Origin of the sequence: Bacillus sp. FSL M8-0266 (assembly GCF_038613425.1) — a bacterium.
In the GTDB taxonomy this organism is placed as follows: Bacteria; Bacillota; Bacilli; order Bacillales; family Bacillaceae; genus Bacillus; species Bacillus pumilus.
In genome coordinates this window covers 3,703,106-3,722,473 of sequence record NZ_CP152015.1, presented here as the reverse complement: position 1 = coordinate 3,722,473, position 19,368 = coordinate 3,703,106, and the positions used below count along the sequence as shown (strand labels likewise).

At 39.0% G+C, this 19,368-nt stretch carries 18 protein-coding genes, 1 pseudogene and 1 riboswitch; of the genes and pseudogenes, 10 read left to right on the top strand and 9 right to left on the bottom strand.

Going from position 1 to position 19,368, the window contains the following annotated elements:
• The first annotated feature begins 4 nt into the window (after positions 1–4).
• From MKY83_RS19160 to MKY83_RS19145, 4 genes and pseudogenes are all read left to right on the top strand, one after another.
• Positions 5–331 carry a hypothetical protein gene (locus MKY83_RS19160; RefSeq protein ID WP_003215251.1) on the top strand — a complete coding sequence of 109 codons (327 nt, stop codon included), beginning with the start codon at positions 5–7 and terminating at the stop codon, positions 329–331.
• A 51-nt stretch (positions 332–382) separates the two neighbouring features.
• Positions 383–719 (top strand): annotated as a pseudogene (locus MKY83_RS19155) (tRNA-Val4).
• A 357-nt stretch (positions 720–1,076) separates the two neighbouring features.
• Positions 1,077–1,328 carry a hypothetical protein gene (locus MKY83_RS19150; RefSeq protein ID WP_278177277.1) on the top strand — a complete coding sequence of 84 codons (252 nt, stop codon included), beginning with the start codon at positions 1,077–1,079 and terminating at the stop codon, positions 1,326–1,328.
• Between the two features lie 316 nt (positions 1,329–1,644).
• Positions 1,645–2,838 (top strand): MFS transporter, encoded by a 1,194-nt coding sequence (locus MKY83_RS19145; RefSeq protein ID WP_113767946.1) that lies wholly within the window; start codon positions 1,645–1,647, stop codon positions 2,836–2,838.
• A gap of 41 nt (positions 2,839–2,879) precedes the next feature.
• On the opposite strand, the gene MKY83_RS19140 is transcribed toward MKY83_RS19145, so the two are convergent.
• The 3 genes from MKY83_RS19140 to MKY83_RS19130 all read right to left on the bottom strand — a co-directional run bounded on the left by MKY83_RS19140 (position 2,880) and on the right by MKY83_RS19130 (position 6,440).
• A complete protein-coding gene (locus MKY83_RS19140; RefSeq protein WP_342487596.1) occupies positions 2,880–3,782 on the bottom strand; it encodes a quinate/shikimate dehydrogenase in 903 nt (300 codons plus the stop codon).
• A gap of 18 nt (positions 3,783–3,800) precedes the next feature.
• Positions 3,801–4,982 (bottom strand): MFS transporter, encoded by a 1,182-nt coding sequence (locus MKY83_RS19135; protein WP_003215105.1) that lies wholly within the window; start codon positions 4,980–4,982, stop codon positions 3,801–3,803.
• Positions 4,983–5,417: 435 nt separating this feature from the next.
• Entirely contained in the window at positions 5,418–6,440 is a 1,023-nt protein-coding gene (locus MKY83_RS19130) for a LacI family DNA-binding transcriptional regulator (RefSeq protein ID WP_126741027.1), read from the bottom strand.
• A 263-nt stretch (positions 6,441–6,703) separates the two neighbouring features.
• Positions 6,704–6,783, top strand: a riboswitch (glycine riboswitch).
• A gap of 162 nt (positions 6,784–6,945) precedes the next feature.
• Here MKY83_RS19130 and MKY83_RS19125 point away from each other — a divergent pair.
• The gene (locus MKY83_RS19125) at positions 6,946–8,292 is read left to right on the top strand and encodes an amino acid permease (RefSeq protein ID WP_342487595.1); all 1,347 of its coding nucleotides are present in this window, start codon (positions 6,946–6,948) and stop codon (positions 8,290–8,292) included.
• Between the two features lie 47 nt (positions 8,293–8,339).
• Here the strand turns inward: MKY83_RS19125 and MKY83_RS19120 are convergent, their stop codons facing one another.
• Together MKY83_RS19120 and MKY83_RS19115 are read right to left on the bottom strand one after the other, a co-directional pair.
• Positions 8,340–9,020, bottom strand: a complete 681-nt coding sequence (locus MKY83_RS19120) for a DUF3169 family protein (protein ID WP_113767943.1) — start codon at positions 9,018–9,020, stop codon at positions 8,340–8,342.
• Positions 9,017–9,223, bottom strand: coding sequence for a helix-turn-helix transcriptional regulator (locus MKY83_RS19115; protein ID WP_012011842.1), 207 nt, complete (start codon positions 9,221–9,223; stop codon positions 9,017–9,019). The genes MKY83_RS19120 and MKY83_RS19115 overlap by 4 nt, the downstream gene beginning before the upstream one ends.
• Positions 9,224–9,393: 170 nt before the next feature.
• On the opposite strand from MKY83_RS19115, the gene MKY83_RS19110 reads away from it, so the two are divergent.
• The gene (locus MKY83_RS19110; RefSeq protein WP_003214959.1) at positions 9,394–10,017 is read left to right on the top strand and encodes a CoA pyrophosphatase; all 624 of its coding nucleotides are present in this window, start codon (positions 9,394–9,396) and stop codon (positions 10,015–10,017) included.
• An 11-nt stretch (positions 10,018–10,028) separates the two neighbouring features.
• Here MKY83_RS19110 and MKY83_RS19105 read toward each other — a convergent pair whose 3' ends face one another.
• Both MKY83_RS19105 and MKY83_RS19100 read right to left on the bottom strand, forming a co-directional pair.
• Entirely contained in the window at positions 10,029–10,511 is a 483-nt protein-coding gene (locus tag MKY83_RS19105; RefSeq protein WP_106029400.1) for a DUF4188 domain-containing protein, read from the bottom strand.
• Positions 10,512–10,515: 4 nt separating this feature from the next.
• Positions 10,516–11,067, bottom strand: coding sequence for a PadR family transcriptional regulator (locus MKY83_RS19100; RefSeq protein WP_113767940.1), 552 nt, complete (start codon positions 11,065–11,067; stop codon positions 10,516–10,518).
• 189 nt (positions 11,068–11,256) lie between these two features.
• Between MKY83_RS19100 and MKY83_RS19095 the strand changes: the two genes are divergently transcribed.
• The 4 genes from MKY83_RS19095 (at position 11,257) to MKY83_RS19080 (ending at position 16,671) form a co-directional block, all read left to right on the top strand.
• Positions 11,257–12,153, top strand: coding sequence for a hypothetical protein (locus MKY83_RS19095; RefSeq protein WP_065099189.1), 897 nt, complete (start codon positions 11,257–11,259; stop codon positions 12,151–12,153).
• A 308-nt stretch (positions 12,154–12,461) separates the two neighbouring features.
• On the top strand, positions 12,462–14,321 hold the full coding sequence (locus MKY83_RS19090; RefSeq protein WP_342487594.1) for a beta-glucoside-specific PTS transporter subunit IIABC: 1,860 nt from the start codon (positions 12,462–12,464) through the stop codon (positions 14,319–14,321).
• 4 nt (positions 14,322–14,325) lie between these two features.
• Positions 14,326–15,792 carry a glycoside hydrolase family 1 protein gene (locus MKY83_RS19085; RefSeq protein ID WP_065099191.1) on the top strand — a complete coding sequence of 489 codons (1,467 nt, stop codon included), beginning with the start codon at positions 14,326–14,328 and terminating at the stop codon, positions 15,790–15,792.
• Positions 15,793–15,822: 30 nt separating this feature from the next.
• The gene (locus MKY83_RS19080) at positions 15,823–16,671 is read left to right on the top strand and encodes a PRD domain-containing protein (RefSeq protein ID WP_044139114.1); all 849 of its coding nucleotides are present in this window, start codon (positions 15,823–15,825) and stop codon (positions 16,669–16,671) included.
• A gap of 100 nt (positions 16,672–16,771) precedes the next feature.
• On the opposite strand, the gene MKY83_RS19075 is transcribed toward MKY83_RS19080, so the two are convergent.
• Together MKY83_RS19075 and MKY83_RS19070 are read right to left on the bottom strand one after the other, a co-directional pair.
• Positions 16,772–17,950, bottom strand: coding sequence for a Rap family tetratricopeptide repeat protein (locus tag MKY83_RS19075; RefSeq protein ID WP_342487593.1), 1,179 nt, complete (start codon positions 17,948–17,950; stop codon positions 16,772–16,774).
• A gap of 641 nt (positions 17,951–18,591) precedes the next feature.
• Positions 18,592–19,356 (bottom strand): ABC transporter ATP-binding protein, encoded by a 765-nt coding sequence (locus tag MKY83_RS19070; protein WP_342487591.1) that lies wholly within the window; start codon positions 19,354–19,356, stop codon positions 18,592–18,594.
• Between the last annotated feature and the right edge of the window lie 12 nt (positions 19,357–19,368).

Genomic DNA, 19,368 nt, shown 5'->3' with positions numbered 1-19,368 from the left:
CTAAATGCCTAAAATGAAAATGCGAATAGAGAAAGATGATGATCAAATCAAATATATCTCGATTCTAAGAAAACATACAGATAAAAGTATTTCTGAAATAAAAGAAGCAATAAATAAAAATGATTTTATTTTATCATATAATTTATTAGATATTGATGAATTGAAAGAGATGAAAAACATTATAAGTTTACTAGAAAAAGCTGGAGCTAAAATGCATATTTATGAAGATAGTCGAGAGGTTAGTGTTGAATTTTTAGATAATCTTATTGAATCTTATTTAGATACAGAAAGGTATCTAGAAGAAGTGGATGAGCAAATAAATGAAGATTAATTTTTGTGGCTTTGAAACAGATGACAAGTTGGACTGTATAAATTAGTCACTATAAACCCTTCATATGAATTTAAGGAAGATCAATTTGGTGACTGACTTAGCAATAATACTCCCAGAAGAAATAAGTATTTTCTCAGATTTTATCCAAGATATTTCAACAGAAGAAGTGGATGAGTATATAGGATATATTCAAAATGTTATAGATGGAGTTTATGAAAACTTTGAAATTACATTGAATGCTACCAGTGCAAGTATCAAAAGAGAAGAGACAATCGTTGAACATCATTATAGAATTGAAGAACCTCATGAAAATAAAATTGAAACAAAAGAATTCATAAGGCTGTTGTTAATTTGGAAAGAGAAAATACCAGAAATATCCGAAGATTAAATATCATATTGACGATTAGAATAATGATTCAGGCACTTGATTAGTCCTTTAGGCTACAAGTGCTTTTGTTTAATTAGAGATCTTAAGATGTTTGAATACAAAAAGTAAGGTAACCCTAAAATGGTGATCTCTATGAATAACAACAGAAACTCCAAAATCGAAACCTTAAAAAGAAAAAGCAGAAGAAAGCATTTAATAAACGAGTTAAGCTATATGACACTTCCAGAAAATACATTTTTAGATATCGAAGAAAATCAATTGTTTTGTTAAAAGGTTTTTACTTTCCTTCAATCAAGAGAAGAGAAAGTTCAAATACATGGAAACCACTACCGAGAGCATATTGAGAAGTCTGAACAAATGTTAAAGGAAATGGTTAAAAAGGTAAAAATAACACCTACACAAGGCAGATTACTATTTTTTCGAGATCATGAAATTGAAGCCCTTTTAGTGAATGTGGGTGAAGTGTTTAGTCATTTAAATCAGCTTCTTGAGCAGACCAAATTTTCAACTGGATATGGTGATTTTCTTTTAGTCGCAGAGGATTTTCGTTTTGGTTTATGCATAGAGCGAACGGAATATTATTATGAGCTAAGTATTTGGGGGTTATAATAATTAACGATGAATAGAGTTGACACATCTTTTAGGGAGTGGAATTAGCCACTCTTTTTTTCTAACGATGGAGTCATACGCTTGATCGATGATTTTCTCTCAAATTTAAGCAATTCACTATCATTACCTTTCACATTCATATAAAATAAGAGCAGTGAAAAATTGAAGAAATGCTTGATACATGAAGGGCATGTAAGCGGTGAGCTGCATGACATGATGAGATGTATGAACGTGAAGGCTGCAAAGCTGTTCTTTCTCACATATGAGATCTTATAAGCGATCACTTCATTGCGATGGTGTTGAGGGGTGTGTCAGGATGAGGAATCCGTATGTGAGAACGGCTTCTAGTCTATATATTAATTACTTTTTATTAGGTATGGTCAATATAATTTTGGCTTCCAATATGCCATTTTTAATCAAACAGTTAGATACCAATAGTGCAGGAATTAGTTATATGATTTCGGCGCTTGGCATTGGCAGGGTGCTTACGTATGGTCTATCGGGCGTGCTGTCAGATCGTTTTGGGCGTAAGCCGGTCATTTTGGTTTCGGGTGTGCTGATGGCAGTGTTCCTGATCGGAATTCCGTTGTCTCCAAATTATCAAATCGCGTTTGCGTTTGCGATTTTGGCAGGGGTCGCAAATTCGGCAATGGATGCAGGAACGTATCCTGCATTAATGGAGGCTTTTCCGCAAAACTCGGGATCTGCGAATGTGATGGTGAAGGCCTTTATCTCGATTGGGGCAACCATTTTGCCACTGGCGATTTTCTTTTTAGCAGAGCATGATTTGTTTTATGGAATGGCATTTTTTGTTCCTGCTCTGATCTATCTTGTGAATGTCTTGATGCTGTGGACCTTGCCATTTCCGAATCATCGCAAGGTGGAGCAAGTCCAGGTAACGGAGCATGACGGACTTCCGCGCTTCTCGACAGAGCCTACATTTTGGAGAGAAGGGATCGCACTCATTGTGATCAGCTTTACGTCAAATGGGCTGTACGCCTTGCCGCAAATTTGGCTTCCGACGTATGGTGAGGCCATATTGGGGATGACATCGGGCAGTGCTGTGAAACTGCTCAGTTACTATAGCATGGGCGGGCTGCTGTCTGTCGTGATGCTCGCATTTCTGTTGCGCCGTTTTGTCCGTCCGGTCACTGTGCTGCTGATCTATCCAATCATTACACTAGTTTCTATTTGTGTACTCTTGGTCGTGAAATCCCCAGTCATAGGAACCGTCAATGCTTTTGTATTGGGATTTTCAACAGCAGGAGTCTTTCAGCTGACGTTAACTGTGATGGCTGAATTCTTCTGGAAAAACAAAGGGACGATGACAGGAATTATTTCCACAGCGGGCGGCGTTTCGGCTATCGTCATCCCGGTCGTAACAGGCTTAATTCAGAGTCACTCGTCCATTTTACAAATCTTTATGTTCGATGCAGTGGTGGCTGTTGCGGCCATTATCGGCGCACTGTATATCCTGTATCGATACCGCCAAATCATGGTACATGATTAAAAAAAAGACGACCTCCGCTTAGGAAGTCGTCTTTCTTTTGTTTAGAAACGGTCGTTTTCAAAAAGAATCTGTTTCACTTGATCAACTGGCATATCTTCACCAGTAAAGAGTTTGTAAGCAAGGGCACCTTGCCATAGCATCATGCCAAGACCGTTAATCGTTTTGGCACCAGCTGCTTCTGCTTGCGCAAGAAGTTTTGTTTTTTGCGGGTTGTAGACGACATCTGTCACGATTAAGTCTTTGCGTAATACATCAAGTGTATCGTCAATAATGCTGAGCTCATCTAATGGTTTCATGCCAAGGCTTGTCCCGTTTGCTAAGATCGCACTTTCAGCTACTTCACGACGGAACGCGTCTTTGTCTTCAAGTGGGAAAATGTTCGCTTTGACACCAAATGATTTCATTTCTTCGTTGATGTACGTCACATTTTCTTCAGCTTGAACAAAATATTGATCATTGCGAGCGAAAATACTAATTTCACGAATACCAGATTGTGCAAGCTGAATCGCAATCGGAGTAGCGGCACCGCCAGAGCCAACGAGTGTGACCTTTTGTCCAGCTAATTCAACGCCATGCTCAATCAAGTTTCTCACGTAGCCAAGACCATCTGTGTTGTAGCCAATCAGCTTGCCATCCTTGTTCACAACGGTGTTGCTTGCACGTGTGTATCTTGCAGAATCGTCTAGTTCATCTAAGTAATCTAATACTTTCATTTTGTTCGGCATAGAGACGTTAAATCCAGCAGCACCCATTGCTTTCATACCGTATACGGCTGCTTCTAGTTCATCATTCCCTACTTCAAATGCGAGGTAAGCATAGTTGATCCCTGTTAGTGTATAGCCAAGGTTATGCATCCGTGGTGAAAGGCTGTGCCCGATTGGTGTAGCAAGAAGACCGACTAATTTTGTTTTCCCATCAATATTTCGTTCATGTATGTTTGTCATGATTGACATCTCCTTTAATTATCTAAATAATTTTTTCATGCGTCCAAGAACAAAGACCGCTAGCAATACGCTCATAACCGCAATGATCATATCGAAAAATAACGTCATTTTAATATCGTACGTGCTGACCAACCCACTTGTAATGAGCGGCACGAGAATAAACGCGGAGCTTGCCGCAATGTTGACGTAGGATGAAGCCGTTGCTTTGTTTGTCGGGAATAGTTTCATCATGATACTCATCGCCAGCTGGAAGATTCCCGCTGTAAATAGCCCTAAGAAAAAGGTGCTGACAATCACAATGCTGTATGTTTCGATTTGAAATAATGAAAGCATCGCAAGGAATGCTCCAATCGGATAAATAATTGCCACCATAATAGGTGAAATGAATTTATCTAAGACGATCGACAGCAAGAGAACAGACACCAGTGCACCGATACTAAAATAAGATAGAAGCTGTGTGGCTTGTTCTGTGCCAAGTCCGATTAATTTTAACCCGAGCTGCGGAAGCCATGTCTGCCATACGACAAACAATGCAGTCGACGTGAACCCCATGAGTACAACAGCTAAGCCTTCACCAAGCATTTTAGGTTCTTCCTTCATTTGTTCCTGTACTGGAAGGTCACCTTGTGAAGAGACTTGCTTATGGTTCGGGAACGGCATAAAGATTAAGTAAATCCCAACAAGTAAATAAAGAAGCCCTAGTCCAAAGAACGCCCAGCCCCAGAAGATGTCATGTGCAATAAGGAATGCCAGGATAAATGGAAGAACAGTCGCTCCAATTGAAACGGACGCCTTGACTAAAACAGAAGCTGAACTTGCCTTTTTAGGAAACGATTCTGTCAAAGCAGGATATGTTCCCGAATCAAGTAACGAGTTTGCAATCCCAGCAGAAATCGCAAAGATAAATGCTAGTGTATAACTCGTTGTCGTTGGAATACCGATTAAGAATAATAAGTAAAGAAAGTTTCCTGTAATAATGACAGGCTTACGTCCCCAGCGGTCGGCTAACCGGCCTGAGAAAAAGAGAGCAACCAGTTTACCAATTCCGATCGCCGATACAAGCAAGCTGATTTTCGGAATATCCACATGGTAGCGTTCAGATAAGCTGTCCATGTTGGAAGCTACAATAATATTGATCATGCCGAGCATGAAGTAGTTTAAATACATGCCAACAGACGATTTAATATAAGGATTTTTCATGTTCCCACTCCTATATTTGAAACCCCTTTAGGGTCAAATTCTTTGTATAATCTTGATTATTTCCTTACATGTACATAAGTCCATCACAACACCCCTTGTGTGATTGATGAGTAAATTAATGAATATTCATCTCTTCTTCAATCAAGTACATCGTTCTACTAAAATGTAAAAAATTTTAACAGTCTTGATTAGAAAGTGAAACTTCATGATTTGATCAGAATCATAAAAAACCAATTTCAACTGTTTTTTGATAGAAATAACGATATGAAGAAATAGGTATAACGATATACTAAAAGAAGCAACGAGATAAATATACTCCTGTGTTTTAAATGTGTCAAGTTTATGACTTTGTGATTTAAAAAAAGAAAAATGAAACAAAGAAATAGTTGACTTGATCAATAAAAAAAGAGAATTGCTGTACGCAATTCTCCCTTTTCATGATGATGAAGAGGTTTCTCTAATATGAAGTTGAGGCTTTAAGATCAATCGTTGCAGCTCTTCATCCTGTTCGTTCATTTTATGATATAAAAGGTTCGCTGCTTTGACCCCGATGGATCGGGGGAAGGAGGAAACTGTGGTGAGCGGCGGATGGTACATCTCCGCTTCAGGAACATTATCGAATCCAACCACATCGATATCTTCACCAGGCTTAATGTCCCGTGCTGACAGTTCTTGAATGACCCCAAATGCGACCAAGTCACTAAAACAAAAAATAGCAGTAGGGGGATCGGTCTGGTCGATGACTTGGGTAAGGGCTTCTTTCCCGCCTTCACGAGTAGGTACCATATCAATAATAAGAGATTCATCAATTGTTAGGTTTGCCTCATCATGGGCTTTTTTGAAACCTTTCATCCGCTCAATCCAAGTCGATGAGGTCTTGATGCCGCCTAAGAAGGCGATACGCCGATGCCCCTTTTGAAGAAGATGATGAACCGCCATCCAAGCACCTTGTTCATAATCAACACCGACATAGTCACATTGCACATCTGATAATTCACGATTTGCCAGTACTTTTGGGGTGCGAATTTGATTTAATTGTTTGACCGTTCGTGCAGAGCTTTTTGAAGCTGGGTTTAAAATAATCCCGCCCACTCGGTGCTCTACCATTGTGGAAATGAGCCGCTCCTGTTTATCGACACTGTCAAAGGTCGTACCAAGTAAAACAGTATAGCCTAGTGATTCAAGCGTGGTTTGCACGCCAATTAAAAACTCAGAAATAAAGGTGTTAGAAATATCCGTGACAATCACACCAACGATATTTGAGCTTTTTGACCGCATGTTGGCAGCAACGCGGTCGTATACGTATCCTAAGTCCTCCATGGATTGCAGTACTTTTTTTCGAGTGGCTTCAGAGATTCTAGGATTATTTCGAACAACAAGTGATGCCGTTGAAGTCGAAACACCGGCATGCTTGGCGACTTCCTGTAATGTGACACGCTGTTTGTTCATTTTTTTCATTTGTTTTCACCAACTTCCATGGATTGCCTAACTTTGTTCTTGATAAGAGGGATTTCTCCATCAAACGGGGCGAACATCTTTTGATTTATTATACATGAATCAAGGGGGATTGATGAAGTGAAGTTATATGACTGCCACCGTCAATCATAAAAGATTTCCATTGACAGCTTTCTTTTAGAGGCGTAAAATATGAAATTATTCAGAAATAGCAACATTTTAATTAAATAATGAAGGCTATGATTGCTGTGGGTCACACTATGGCAGGAGCAGCTTCTGGAGAGACCGCATGTATGTGCGGCGCCGAAGGGTTCACAATCTCAGGCAAAAGGACAGAAGAGTACGAAATATTGTATTTGTAATGCATGGATGATGCCGTGTATTGCTTTTCTCTATTTTGCTATTCTTTTATGACCGTGAGATTGGAGCGCATCCAATCTCTTTTTTTATGGACTTTTTGAGAGTTCATTATTTCAGTATAAGATCGTGTCGTAGGAGGGCGTTAGCATTGGAACAACAAGAATTGAAACGAGATTTATCAAACCGCCATGTTCAGTTGATTGCAATTGGCGGAACCATTGGAACTGGGCTGTTTTTAGGCTCTGGAAAGGCCATTCAATTGGCAGGTCCATCGATCATTTTTGCTTATTTAATTGTCGGAATGGCGATCTTTTTTGTCATGAGGGCACTTGGTGAATTGCTCTTATCGAAGACAGGCTATCAGTCATTAACCGATATTGCAGAGGATTACCTTGGTCCGTGGGCATCCTTTGTGACAGGGTGGACGTATTGGTTTTGCTGGATTATGACCGCGATGGCGGATGTTATTGCTGTCGGAGTGTATGTGCAGTATTGGTTTGACATCCCGCAATGGATTCCTGCTATCATTTGTTTGTTGATTTTACTAGGGTTTAATTTATTAACGGTGAAGCTTTTCGGAGAAATGGAATTCTGGTTTGCACTTATTAAAGTGATTACGATTCTATTATTGATCGGCGTTGGAATTGTCCTTTTAATCATTGGTTTTCAAACAGATACAGGACCGGTGACGGTAACGAATCTTTGGTCACACGGCGGACTATTCCCGCATGGTGTCGCAGGCTTCTTACTGTCATTCCAAATGGTCATCTTTGCGTATGTGGGAGTGGAACTGGTCGGTGTGTCCGCAGCAGAAACAGCCAATCCACAAAAAAACATCCCGTCTGCGATTAATAAAATTCCATTAAGAATTCTATTTTTCTATGTGGGCGCCATTTTTGTCTTACTATGTATCAACCCATGGACTGAGCTCAGTGCATCAGAAAGTCCTTTTGTGAAAACCTTTGGGCTGATTGGAATTCCAGTAGCAGCGGGACTCATTAATTTTGTTGTCTTGACGTCTGCGGCTTCTGCTTGTAATAGCGGTATGTTCTCGACGAGCCGAATTTTGTATAATCTCAGTCATCAAAAACAGGGCCCATCTTCCTTTGGCCGCCTGAACAAGCACGCTGTTCCAAGTAATGCACTATTCGTTTCAACGATTGTGGTATCGGTCGGTGCTCTCTTAAGCAAGCTGATTCCGGAACAAGCCTTTGGTATTGTCACAACCATCAGTGCCATTTGTTTCATTTGGGTATGGAGTATTATTTTAATTTGCCATTTGAAATATAAAAAAACAAAGCCTGAACTGCATGCAGTATCTACCTTTAAAGCGCCGTTCACACCTTTTGTGAACATTTGTGTTCTTGTCCTTTTTGCTGCCATTCTTGTGATCATGCTGTTTGCGGATGCAACACGTCCGGCGCTCTTGTTAACACCGATTTGGTTTGGATTCTTATTATTGATTTATGCCCGAAAGAAACGCCGTGCGTCATAATGGACAGAAAAAGCACAGCCTTTCCAGTAGGCTGTGCTTTTGTTCATTTAACGATTTCTAATCCTGAACATATAATTTGCATTCAAAATGATTAAAACAAGTCCAATCACTATGATTGAGAAGAGCTGAGAGTGATTGGCGCCAAGGGAATACACAATCAGAATAAACATGGCACCGATCAATAGGGTATTCATCAATTGATACGTATGAAACAGTCCGCCAAGCATCACATGTTTTTCACCTTCGTCCGAAATAGCGAGCAGCTTTTTACCATAATCTTTGTCAGAAGGGCTTGGTAGGTTGCGATTAGGGTAGACAAGCTTTAGAACGGATATAGCTACGTAAGAACTGATAATGGTGACGATAAATAAAGCAACATTGACGAGAATCAGCCAAATAGGCTGCTCGATGACGATGGCCATACCGATGGCAATAATGGACAAAATGGTACTCACCGTATTGGCTAAAGTCAAATCAGTAAAGGTGCGATACTGTTTTGCTTCGAGTTCATCCTCTTCATCTCCAGATACCGAAAGTGATACTCTTTTCTTCATACGTGAAATCCCTGAAAAACAATAAACAATCAATACAATCGTCAAGCCACTGATGACAAGAGTCGCTTCAAATGCAATATCAAGAAGGGTCATTTCAAATTCGGCAGCCAGCAGACAGTAAGCGCCGAGAAAGCCAAGGAGAGCACCTAAAAGCATTTTGTATATAGTTTTCATGATAGTTCATCCTCCTCGAATAGAAAAATACGTTCAATGGGTTCCTGAAAAATTCGTGAAAGCTTAACAGCGAGCAAGAGAGACGGCATTAATTCATCGCGTTCCATTAAGCTGATGGTCTGACGAGAAACTTTTGCACGATTGGCAAGCTCAGTTTGGTTCAAACCATCACGCGCACGAAGCTCTTTTAATCGATTTTTCATTCTGTCACCTCAATTTTGATCTGAATCTTTCTTTGATTGTAAAGCATATTATTCAATTTGACAAATAAAGTTGTCAAATTGATAAAAATAATTGTCAGAAAGATCATCTTTCTTCAAAAGATGAACCATGATACGCTAAAAGAAAGAGAAACAGAAAATAGGTGATGCCCGTGTTCATTGACCAATTAAAAAATGACTTACATCAATCTCAACCGTTATTTATTGGAGAAGAAACAGCGTTCAAAGCTGCAGTCCTTGTCCCTTTGGTGCAAGTAAACGGAGAATGGCATATTTTATTTGAGGTGCGATCGCTCATCATGAGAAAACAGCCGGGTGATATTAGCTTCCCTGGTGGCAAACTCGACGGCAGCGAAACAGCACAGGAAGCTGCATTGCGAGAAACACATGAAGAGCTGGGGATTCCGCCAGAATCGGTGGAGATTCTTGGACAGCTTAGTCCTTACATTGCGTCTCCATCCTTCGTGGTCTATCCATATGTCGGGATCATTGATGAACAAAAAGTGAAACACTCCTTCAATCAAGAAGAAGTAGAAGAGACCTTTACCGTGCCTCTATCATGGCTAAGTCAATATGAGCCGTACTTACATCATGTATCCGTTCAGCCAACACCTGCTGAGGATTTCCCTTATGAAAAAATCATGAATGGTGAGAAGTACCGCTGGGGGAGTCGTTCGATAGAGGAATGGTTTTATGATTATGAAAACTACACCATTTGGGGATTAACAGCCCGCATATTAAAACATTTTGTGACCGTTGCAAAAAGAAATTCCTAGAGATTCGCTCTCTAGGAATTTGTTGTTTTCAGCCGTTCTTTCGCTGTTTGTTTTCCTTTACCAATTGGAATAGGCGCTCTCGCTTGGCTCAGTCCATAGGAAGGCATATTCACATAGACGGATTCATACGAGCCGGCTTGAATTTGATACGTTTCATGATAAATACCCACTGCGTCATTGTTCTGAGCCCTCTGATGGAAGTTCTTCCACGCAGCCAAATGTTTTTCCATCTTCGCATAAGCCAGAAGGTCATCTGTTGATTTCCAATATTGGATCATCGCTGTCGTACGTAAGCCAAAGTAATTCTCTGTCCCGAGGAAACCAAGCTCATCTTGATGGGTATACAGCTCTCTGATCATGCCAGGCATCGCCATGAACACAGGCATCCATTGATGAACCGCCCAGCGTTTGTTGATCCGCATGCCGATAATAAACACAACAATCGAGTCAGAATTCTCTGTTGTAAACCTGCCAGCACGTATGTCTTTTTTCATTCATTTACCCTTCCTTCTTCATCAATTGGGATGTTTCCACGCACCAATCAATTCCTGCTTGAGCCACTCTTTTTCCGTAATCTAAAGTAAACAGCCAATACTTCGCATCTGCTTCATCTGGATAAAGCTCTTGAATGTTTTCTTCAATCGAAACATAGGTCTCATAACGGATACGAAGCTGTCTTTCATAATCCTGTAGAAGCACCAGTTTTTTCTCAATCGAAAGATATTGACCGAAGAATAACTTTAATAACACTTCATTTCGTTCTGTTGGTAACTGATCGAGAGGCTTTGCCAGCCACTCTCTTAACGTCTCCAGCCCTTTTTCAGTCAGATGATATTCCCGCTTGTCGGAGCGGCCTGACGAAGAAGCAGGTGAAACCTCAGCAAGCCCTTCCTCGACTATTAACTTTAAAGCTGGATAAATTTGTCCATAACTAATTTTCCAAAAATGATGCAAGCTCTTATCAATTAATTGCTTCACTTCGTAACCAGACTTACAATCTGTCGTTAAAATACCTAAAATCGCATACGTCGTATCATTGTATTTTTTCATATCAGCACACCTATCTAAAAGATATATCAATTAGATATATAATAAATTTGAAATGAATAAAAAGCAAGAAAATAATAATTGATAGATTTATATTTTTGAAATACAGGAGATAAATCATAAATATGGTAATATATACTTGATGTGTAACGTGCTTGCGCATCTATTCATAAAAGAATGGAGGGTGTACAAATGAAGTTGAGGAACATAGGAATATTGTTCATGATTGTTACACTATTGATTGGTGTTGGAAGTTTTGGAGGAAACAAAGCATCTGCTAAAAAAGAATCACTGAATCAATCTTATGCATATGCCTATAAAACAAAGGACAATGTCAGTTGGCTAAAGGTGACTGAAAAGAAAGGCAAGGTCACGGGTTACCTAAACGGTAAGGGTGTTAAGGTTGATCCAATTGAACCTTTTATGGTGAAAACAAAATACAAACTAACGGGGAAAACCACCAAAAAAGGATACAAACTTAAAGTCCAACAAAAGAAGAAAACAATCGTATATGACATCTATTTTTCTGGAAAAGATCTCATGGTCAAAAAGCAAGGAGCAAAGAAAAGTAAACGCTATCAAGCTGTTGATGAGAAGAAATTGAAGGAATACAACAAAGCCATTGATAAGCGCTATGATGAGTACGTGGATACAGCAGAAGACCGTTACTATGAGATCATAGGGAAATACACAGATAATTTAAATAAAGCCTACGGCTATCTGTATACTGCAAAAAACAATTCATATCAAATTTTCCTTGATATCGAAGAAGCCGTTTTTGAAGGGGATTTTTCAGGGGCTATTACAATCTCCAAAGCCACAGGGAAGAAAAGTAAGCCATTGAAAAAAGAAAAATATCAAGCAGTTGGAACCACAGGTTTTAAAAACTTTTGGGTATATCCCACACCAAAAATAAAGTGTGGCTTGTCTAAGATGATAGGGTCATCTGATGTAGAGGCTTCCTATATAGAGTTACCGATTTGGAAAAACAATGAAAAAATGAAACTGAAAGCTGTGAATAAGAAACAATATCAAAAGCAAGAAGAAGCATTTAAAAATGCCGCAAAGAAAAAAGCAAAGAAAAAATAAGATAATAATCAAATCAGATAGGACATTGAGACTATCTGACTTTTTCGATTTAAATGTCCTCTAAAGTAAAATGAGACCGTTTTGATGACATTAGACTTGTAAAAAAATATTTTTTAAATTCAAAAATATATGTTGACGCTTACATTAACTCGATATATACTAAAATCAAATCCAATATTGATAAATTAGACATGTGACTGGTCATGCAGGCAGGATCTAAAAACGATGAATTTCTTTAATTTGTCGTTTTAGGTCCTTTTTTTGTTGCTGAAATATAGGTCTCATGTATGAGAAAAGGGGGAGAAAAAATGGATTACACACAGGTTGCCAAAGACGTTTTACAGCATGTAGGTGGCAAAGAAAACATTGCGCACCTTGAGCACTGTTCAACAAGACTTCGCTTCACACTAATTGATCAGAAAAAAGCAGATGTACCAGCACTAGAAAAAACACCAGGTGTCATAGCTGTCAGAATGTCAGGACAATGCCAAGTGGTCATTGGGAATGACGTCATTGAAGTGTATCAAAAGGTAACAAAATTAATGGGCGGCAGCTCGCCTGGACAAGACGTGCCATCCAATCAGCCAAAAGAAAAAAGAAAAATAGGCACAGTTCTGTTAGATTTCATTGTAGGTGTCTTCCAACCGCTTGTTCCAGCTATCGCAGGCGGAGGGATTTTAAAATCATTTCTTCTCCTTTTCTCTCTATTAGGCTGGATGGATGCAAAGGGTCAAACCTATCAAATATTGAACATGGTAGGGGACGCACCGCTTTACTTCCTGCCTTTACTAGTCGCTGTAACGACGGCGAATAAACTAAAGGTGAACCCACTGGTCGCATTATCAGCAGTCGGTGCGCTTCTTCTTCCGAACATGACGGCTATGCTTACTGAAGGTGCGCAATTGCTGTCATTCGACGTGAAAAATATAGCTTATGCGTATCAAGTGTTCCCAGCAATCCTTTCTGTATTGCTTTACGCTCAAATGGAAAAATTCTTCACACGATTTTCACCAAAACCAATTCGGATTTTCTTTGTTCCAATGATGTCATTAGTCATTACTGTACCAGTTACATTACTTCTATTAGGACCGATTGGTTTTACAGCAGGACAAGGTTTTTCATCCATCATTCTTGCAATGTTTAATACAGTAGGCTGGGTAGCTGTCGCGATTTTAGCAGCAGTCCTCCCATTCATGGTCGCATCAGGTATGCACAAAGCAATGGTCCCTTATGCAGTCACAACGATGGGAACCCTTGGGAAAGAAGCACTTTATTTGCCAGCATCACTTGCACATAATATTGCGGAAAGTGGAGCGTGTTTCGCTGTAGCACTACGCACAAAAGACAAGGTACTCAGATCAACAGCCATTTCGGCAGGGATTTCAGCATTTTTTGGTATCACAGAGCCTGCTTTGTATGGTGTGACACTTCAAAATAAGCGAGTCCTTGGAAGTGTCATGATTGGTTCGTTTGTTGGCGGGATCTTCATTGGATTAGTTGGTATACAAGCCTTTGTACTTGTTGGCCCTGGATTAGCAAGTATGTCGATGTTTATATCAGATGAGCTCCCACGAAATCTAATGTTTGCTGTCATTGGAGCAGTCATTTCCTTTATTGTCGCTTTCATTGCTGCTTTTGTGTTAGGTAAGGATAAAACAGAAGAAGAAAAGACAAATGATCAAGCTGCATTTGCTGAACAAATTGGAGCAGGTGAAACATTCAAAAGTCCTGTGATTGGTCAAATGATCTCTCTATCTGAAGTAAAAGATGATATTTTCTCTTCAAAGGTCATGGGAGACGGAATTGCGATTGTCCCTTCAGAAGGAGCGCTTTATGCACCAGTAGATGGTGAAGTGACCATGCTGTTCGAAACAAATCATGCACTTGGTATGAAAACGGACCAAGGCGTTGAAGTATTATTCCATATCGGCATTGATACCGTGCAATTGGAAGGACAGAATTTTCACCCAAAAGTTCAGGCAGGAGAACGTGTTCAAGCAGGAGATTTACTGATTGAATTTGATGTAGAAAAAATCATAGCAGCAGGTTATGATCCAGTTACACTTGCTGTAATCACAAATACAGATCAATATGATATAAAGGTACAGCCATTACAAGAGGTCAATCGTCAAGATACATTGATGGTGGTCACACAATTAGGAGGCTAAATATATGACAACAATTAAAGGTTTTCCAAAAGGGTTTTTATGGGGTGGCGCCATTGCCGCCAACCAGGCAGAAGGCGCCTGGAATATAGATGGAAAGGGACCATCAGTTGCAGATATTGCAATGTATCGTTCCAATTTAAGTGTAGAAGATTATGAAGGACACCTTGCTGTGACTTCTGAAAATATAGATCGTGCAATAAAAGATCCAGACGATAAAAAGTACCCTAAACGCAGAGGTGTTGATTTCTATCATCACTATAAAGAGGATTTGGCTCTATTTGCTGAAATGGGCTTTAAAACACTTCGCATTTCTATTGCATGGAGTCGGATCTTCCCTACTGGAGAAGAAGCTGAACCAAATGAAAAAGGGCTGCAATTTTATGATCGTGTATTTGCCGAAATGAAAAAACTCAATATAGAACCGATTGTGACACTCTCTCATTATGAAATGCCTTTAGCCCTTAGTGTGAAATATAACGGCTGGGTGGAAAGAAAAGTGGTCGATCTCTTTGTGAAGTTCGCCAATGTTTGTTTCGAACGTTATCAACATGCTGTGAAATATTGGCTGACCTTTAATGAAATTGATAGTATTCACCGCCACTCATTTATTACAGCAGGAATTATTCCCGATCGTTGCCCAGAAGGTAAAGTAGAAGAGACCGTGTATCAAGCGCTTCATCATCAATTTGTTGCATCTGCTCTTGTAACAGCTGATTGCCATCGTATTATCCCAGGTAGCCAGGTTGGGTGTATGCTGACAAAATTGACAACGTATCCGCATACGTGTCATCCGAATGATGTGGAACAAGCCTTAAAACAAAACTTAGAAAACTATTTCTATGCAGATGTTCAGGTGTTTGGCGAATATCCACCACTGATTACACGGATGCTTGAGAGAAAAAATATTCATATTCAAATGGAAGCAGATGATCTCAACATTCTAAAAGAAAATACAGTCGATTTCATCTCATTTAGCTACTATATGTCTTTAACTGAATCCGCCCAAGAAGGGTTAGAACAGACAGAAGGGAATACGATTCGTGGAGTCAAAAACCCTTATCTGCCTTCAACTGACTGGGGCTGGCAAATTGATCCGGTTGGTCTGAAAATTTCTTTAATCGAACTGTATGATCGCTATCAAAAACCTCTTATCATTGTCGAAAATGGAATGGGTGCAAAGGATGTAGTTGAAAGTGATGGCTCTATCCATGACGACTATCGGATTAACTATTTTAAAGAGCATTTCCGTCAGATGAGAGAAGCGATTGAAGAAGGCGTCGATCTCTTTGGATATACGAGCTGGGGCTCAATTGATATTATTAGTGCAGGTACATCACAAATGTCAAAACGCTATGGCTTCATTCACGTAGATCAAGATGATGATGGGAACGGAACATTAAAACGATCTCGAAAAGACTCTTTTTATTGGTACCAAAAAGTCATTGAGACAAATGGTGAATCGCTTGATTGAACACCACAATCATGAAAACAGGTGATGACGATGTTTAAAATCAAAAAAGTTTTAAACTCGAGTGTGGTCCTGGCTGAAGATCAGAACCAACAGGAGATGGTTTTGTTTGGCCGTGGGATTGGCTATGGACAGAAACCGGGTCAAATGATAGAAGAGAAAAATGCGGATCAAGTCTTTATGTCAGTCGATAACATGAGAGCAAAAGAATTTCTTCAATTGTTAGATTCAATGCCTCAAGAGTTTATCGATTTAACTCAGCGCATCGTCCAATATGCAGAAAAACGGTTAAATTCAAATCTAAATACAGGTGTTTATTTTACCTTAATGGATCATTTGAATTTTGCTGTTGAACGACATAAAAAGAATATTAATATTACGAATCGCGTGTACTGGGAAATCAAAAATTACTATACTGAAGAATTTGAAGTAGGGAAGTACGCTCTTGAGTTAGTCAATGATACAATGGGCATACAATTACCAAAAGAAGAAGCTGCCAATATCGCCTTTCACTTAATCAATGCATTAGGTGAAGAATCCGATTCAAAAGATAGCATGAAATATGCCAAAATGATCGGGAGCATTGTCAATCTTGTGCGCTATACATTGAATAGGAAAATGGACCAAGAGAATATTCATTACAGTCGGTTCATTACACATGTGAAGTTCTTTGTAGAGAGGTTTTATGCAAATAAATTACTGTCGGATCAAGAAAATGAGTTGTTTGAACAAATTGCACACTTGTATCCTCAGGCGATGGATGTTGCTTTTAAAATCAAAGATTATATAAAACAGGTGCATAGTATCGTCATTCCTAATGATGAGCTTACTTATCTTGCGGTACATATACACCGCCTCATATCTTATCAGCAATTAAAATAATGGTGGAACCACTTGCCTTGTGATCAGGCAAGTGGTTCTTTGCTGTGATCAATTTTTATATTAAGTTCCGATAGGTCGTTCTGTTGTGCCAGGATTCGTCTCATTTAACGAATTGAAAGACACTGTTTGTCCGAAAACAACGATGGTTAAAGCGAGGATCAATAAACTCATTTTTTTCATTAGAATTCCTCCATTCAAATATAGGATGGTTCATGTGATAGGCTTCCTTCAAAAAGAGATAGGCTTTATGAATGGCACCTAAATCTTCAAAGTGTTTTGCAGCTAGTGCACTTAATTCACAGGCACCTTCAGCATCCTTTAATTCTTTTAGAATGCTGATTTCCTCGAAACAGGCTTGAGCTTTTTGAGACATATCCTCAGTAAAATATAGATGGTAAAGCAAATTCATTTTTGCTGTATAGATGGGGCATTTCTCTGATTCGTGTTTTTGGTTGACCAATTCGAAGTAATAGAGAGCTTGTGTTCTTTCATCAATAGAGAGCAGCTCTTTGACTAACATAAACATGGTGTGATGGAAATAGCACGATGAGAGGTAGTGTTCATCACTTAGAGCCTTTTCTAGGGCATCGATACATTTTTTCGATTCTCCAGCTTCGGCATACAGAATACTGATATTATGAAAAAGTTGTGAAGTTAGAAAATGATCATTTAGATTGTCAGCGATGTGTAATGCTTTTTTGTAGTAGTTTTCTGCTCTTGTGAAGTCGCCAATATCCATATAATTAGCAGCGGCGATGACAATGGCTGTCGCTAGTCTTCTTTCATATCCTTCATGACTTTTGAAAATATCTATAGCATTCTGAATATAGTGAAGAGAAATTAGGCTTTGACGAAGTAGCATATATAAGTTTGCGATTTTCGTATGGAATTCAGCTACTTCTATTTCATCCGGAATGTTTTGCAGTTTTTTCTCGGCAATTTTAAACAGTCCAATGGCTGATGCATAGTCTCTGTTATATGAAGCGTAAAGGGCTTTGTATAGGTAAAAATAGTATTCAATTAAGTCGTTTGTTTTAGAGGGGCAATCTAGCTCTGTCTGTTCATTCAGTTTTTTACCTCTTCGTTCATATATCATGAGTTTATACTTGCCTTCTAGCAATGAATAATAAGTCAATACCTCCTGATTCTCTTCCATTTCTTGAAGCAATTGCTTTAATTCTGTGTACATTGCGTTAGCACTTTGTACATCATGTTTGCGAATCGCAATTCGCCAATCATTTAAACGGTTCCCCACCTGTTCAGCAGAAATGATAGCCATGAAATTTCACCTCTTTAAGATCCTTTCACCTGTTTCACTAAAAAACGATATCACAATTTTTGGAAGAATATAATCATTTCTGTGAGGTGATTGCCAAGAGGTAATAAAAAGGACCTATGGTCATGTGATGTACGAAATTGTAATGGTGATTGAATGTTTTTACAAATGATTAAAATCTTTTTTTAATCGTCTAAAAAAGGAATATATACAATGGGTTTTATGATTATGATCAAAAATATCACTGGTATATTACAAATAAAGAGATTTTAGTTAATCGGTGGGTAAGTTGGAAGGTCGATCTATTAAAGAAAATCAGTTATGATGATGCTAGATCAAATTTGGAATAGACACGGATAGAAGCAGACAAAAATTAGTCTGTTGGAAAGGATGTTGATATGAAAAAAAGATTTAAAATCTTAAATTGGCAAATCACAGTGATTATGGCGACGCTGTTACTTGTTTTAGTGACTCTGTATATGTCAAAGAGATACTTTTATAGCAAAGAAATCGAATTGCTGACAGAATCTTGTCAACAAGTAGGCGGCAAAATCATACTAGAGACTAATAGTTTGTCTATGGATTATTCATTTGAGTGCCAGGAAAAGTAAAACAGGCAGAAAGGCTGCCTGTTTTATTCCAACTTAAAACCCTAAATCTTGAAGCCATTGATTTAATCTGGTCTCCCGTTTCTCGGCAGTTGACTCATCATCATATCTCCCTAAATGTAAGCTAGCCGTTATTTCTCCGTCATTCATAAACATGATTCTTTCAGAACGAAGAGCAACCTTTGGGTCATGTGTGACAAGCAGTAGTGTCGCTCCTTCAGAATGGATTTTCGAAAATATATTCATCACTTCCTTCGTTGTATTGGAGTTAAGAGCACCTGTTGGTTCATCAGCGAAAAGAATGTCTGGTTCATTCATAAGCGCTCGACAGATAGAGACTCGTTGAAGCTGACCTCCTGATACTTCTGACAAATATCTATCTGCTAAATGATCAATATCGAGTTTCGCCATTAAATATCTAGCTCGCTCATTCACTTCTTTTCTTGGCTTTTTCTTTGTTAAGTAAGCTGCAACAATGATGTTATCAAATAGATTAAGATTTTTTAGTAAGTGGCTGTGTTGAAAGACAAATCCCATATCTGTTAAACGCAGAGCAGTTAACTGTTTATCTGTCATTTCTGATAATAAACTGCCTTTATATTTGATCTCTCCTGTTGAGGCTGATTCTATCCCGCTAAGCTGATAAAGCAAGGAGGTTTTCCCGCATCCGGAAGGTCCCATAATGGTCACAAATTCCCCAGGATTTATCGATAAATGGATATCTTTAAGAATGATTTGTTTCTGTCCTTTTAAAGAATCAATTTGCAAAGACAATCGCTTTGTTTCAATCAAGTGTTCCATGTGAAACATCTC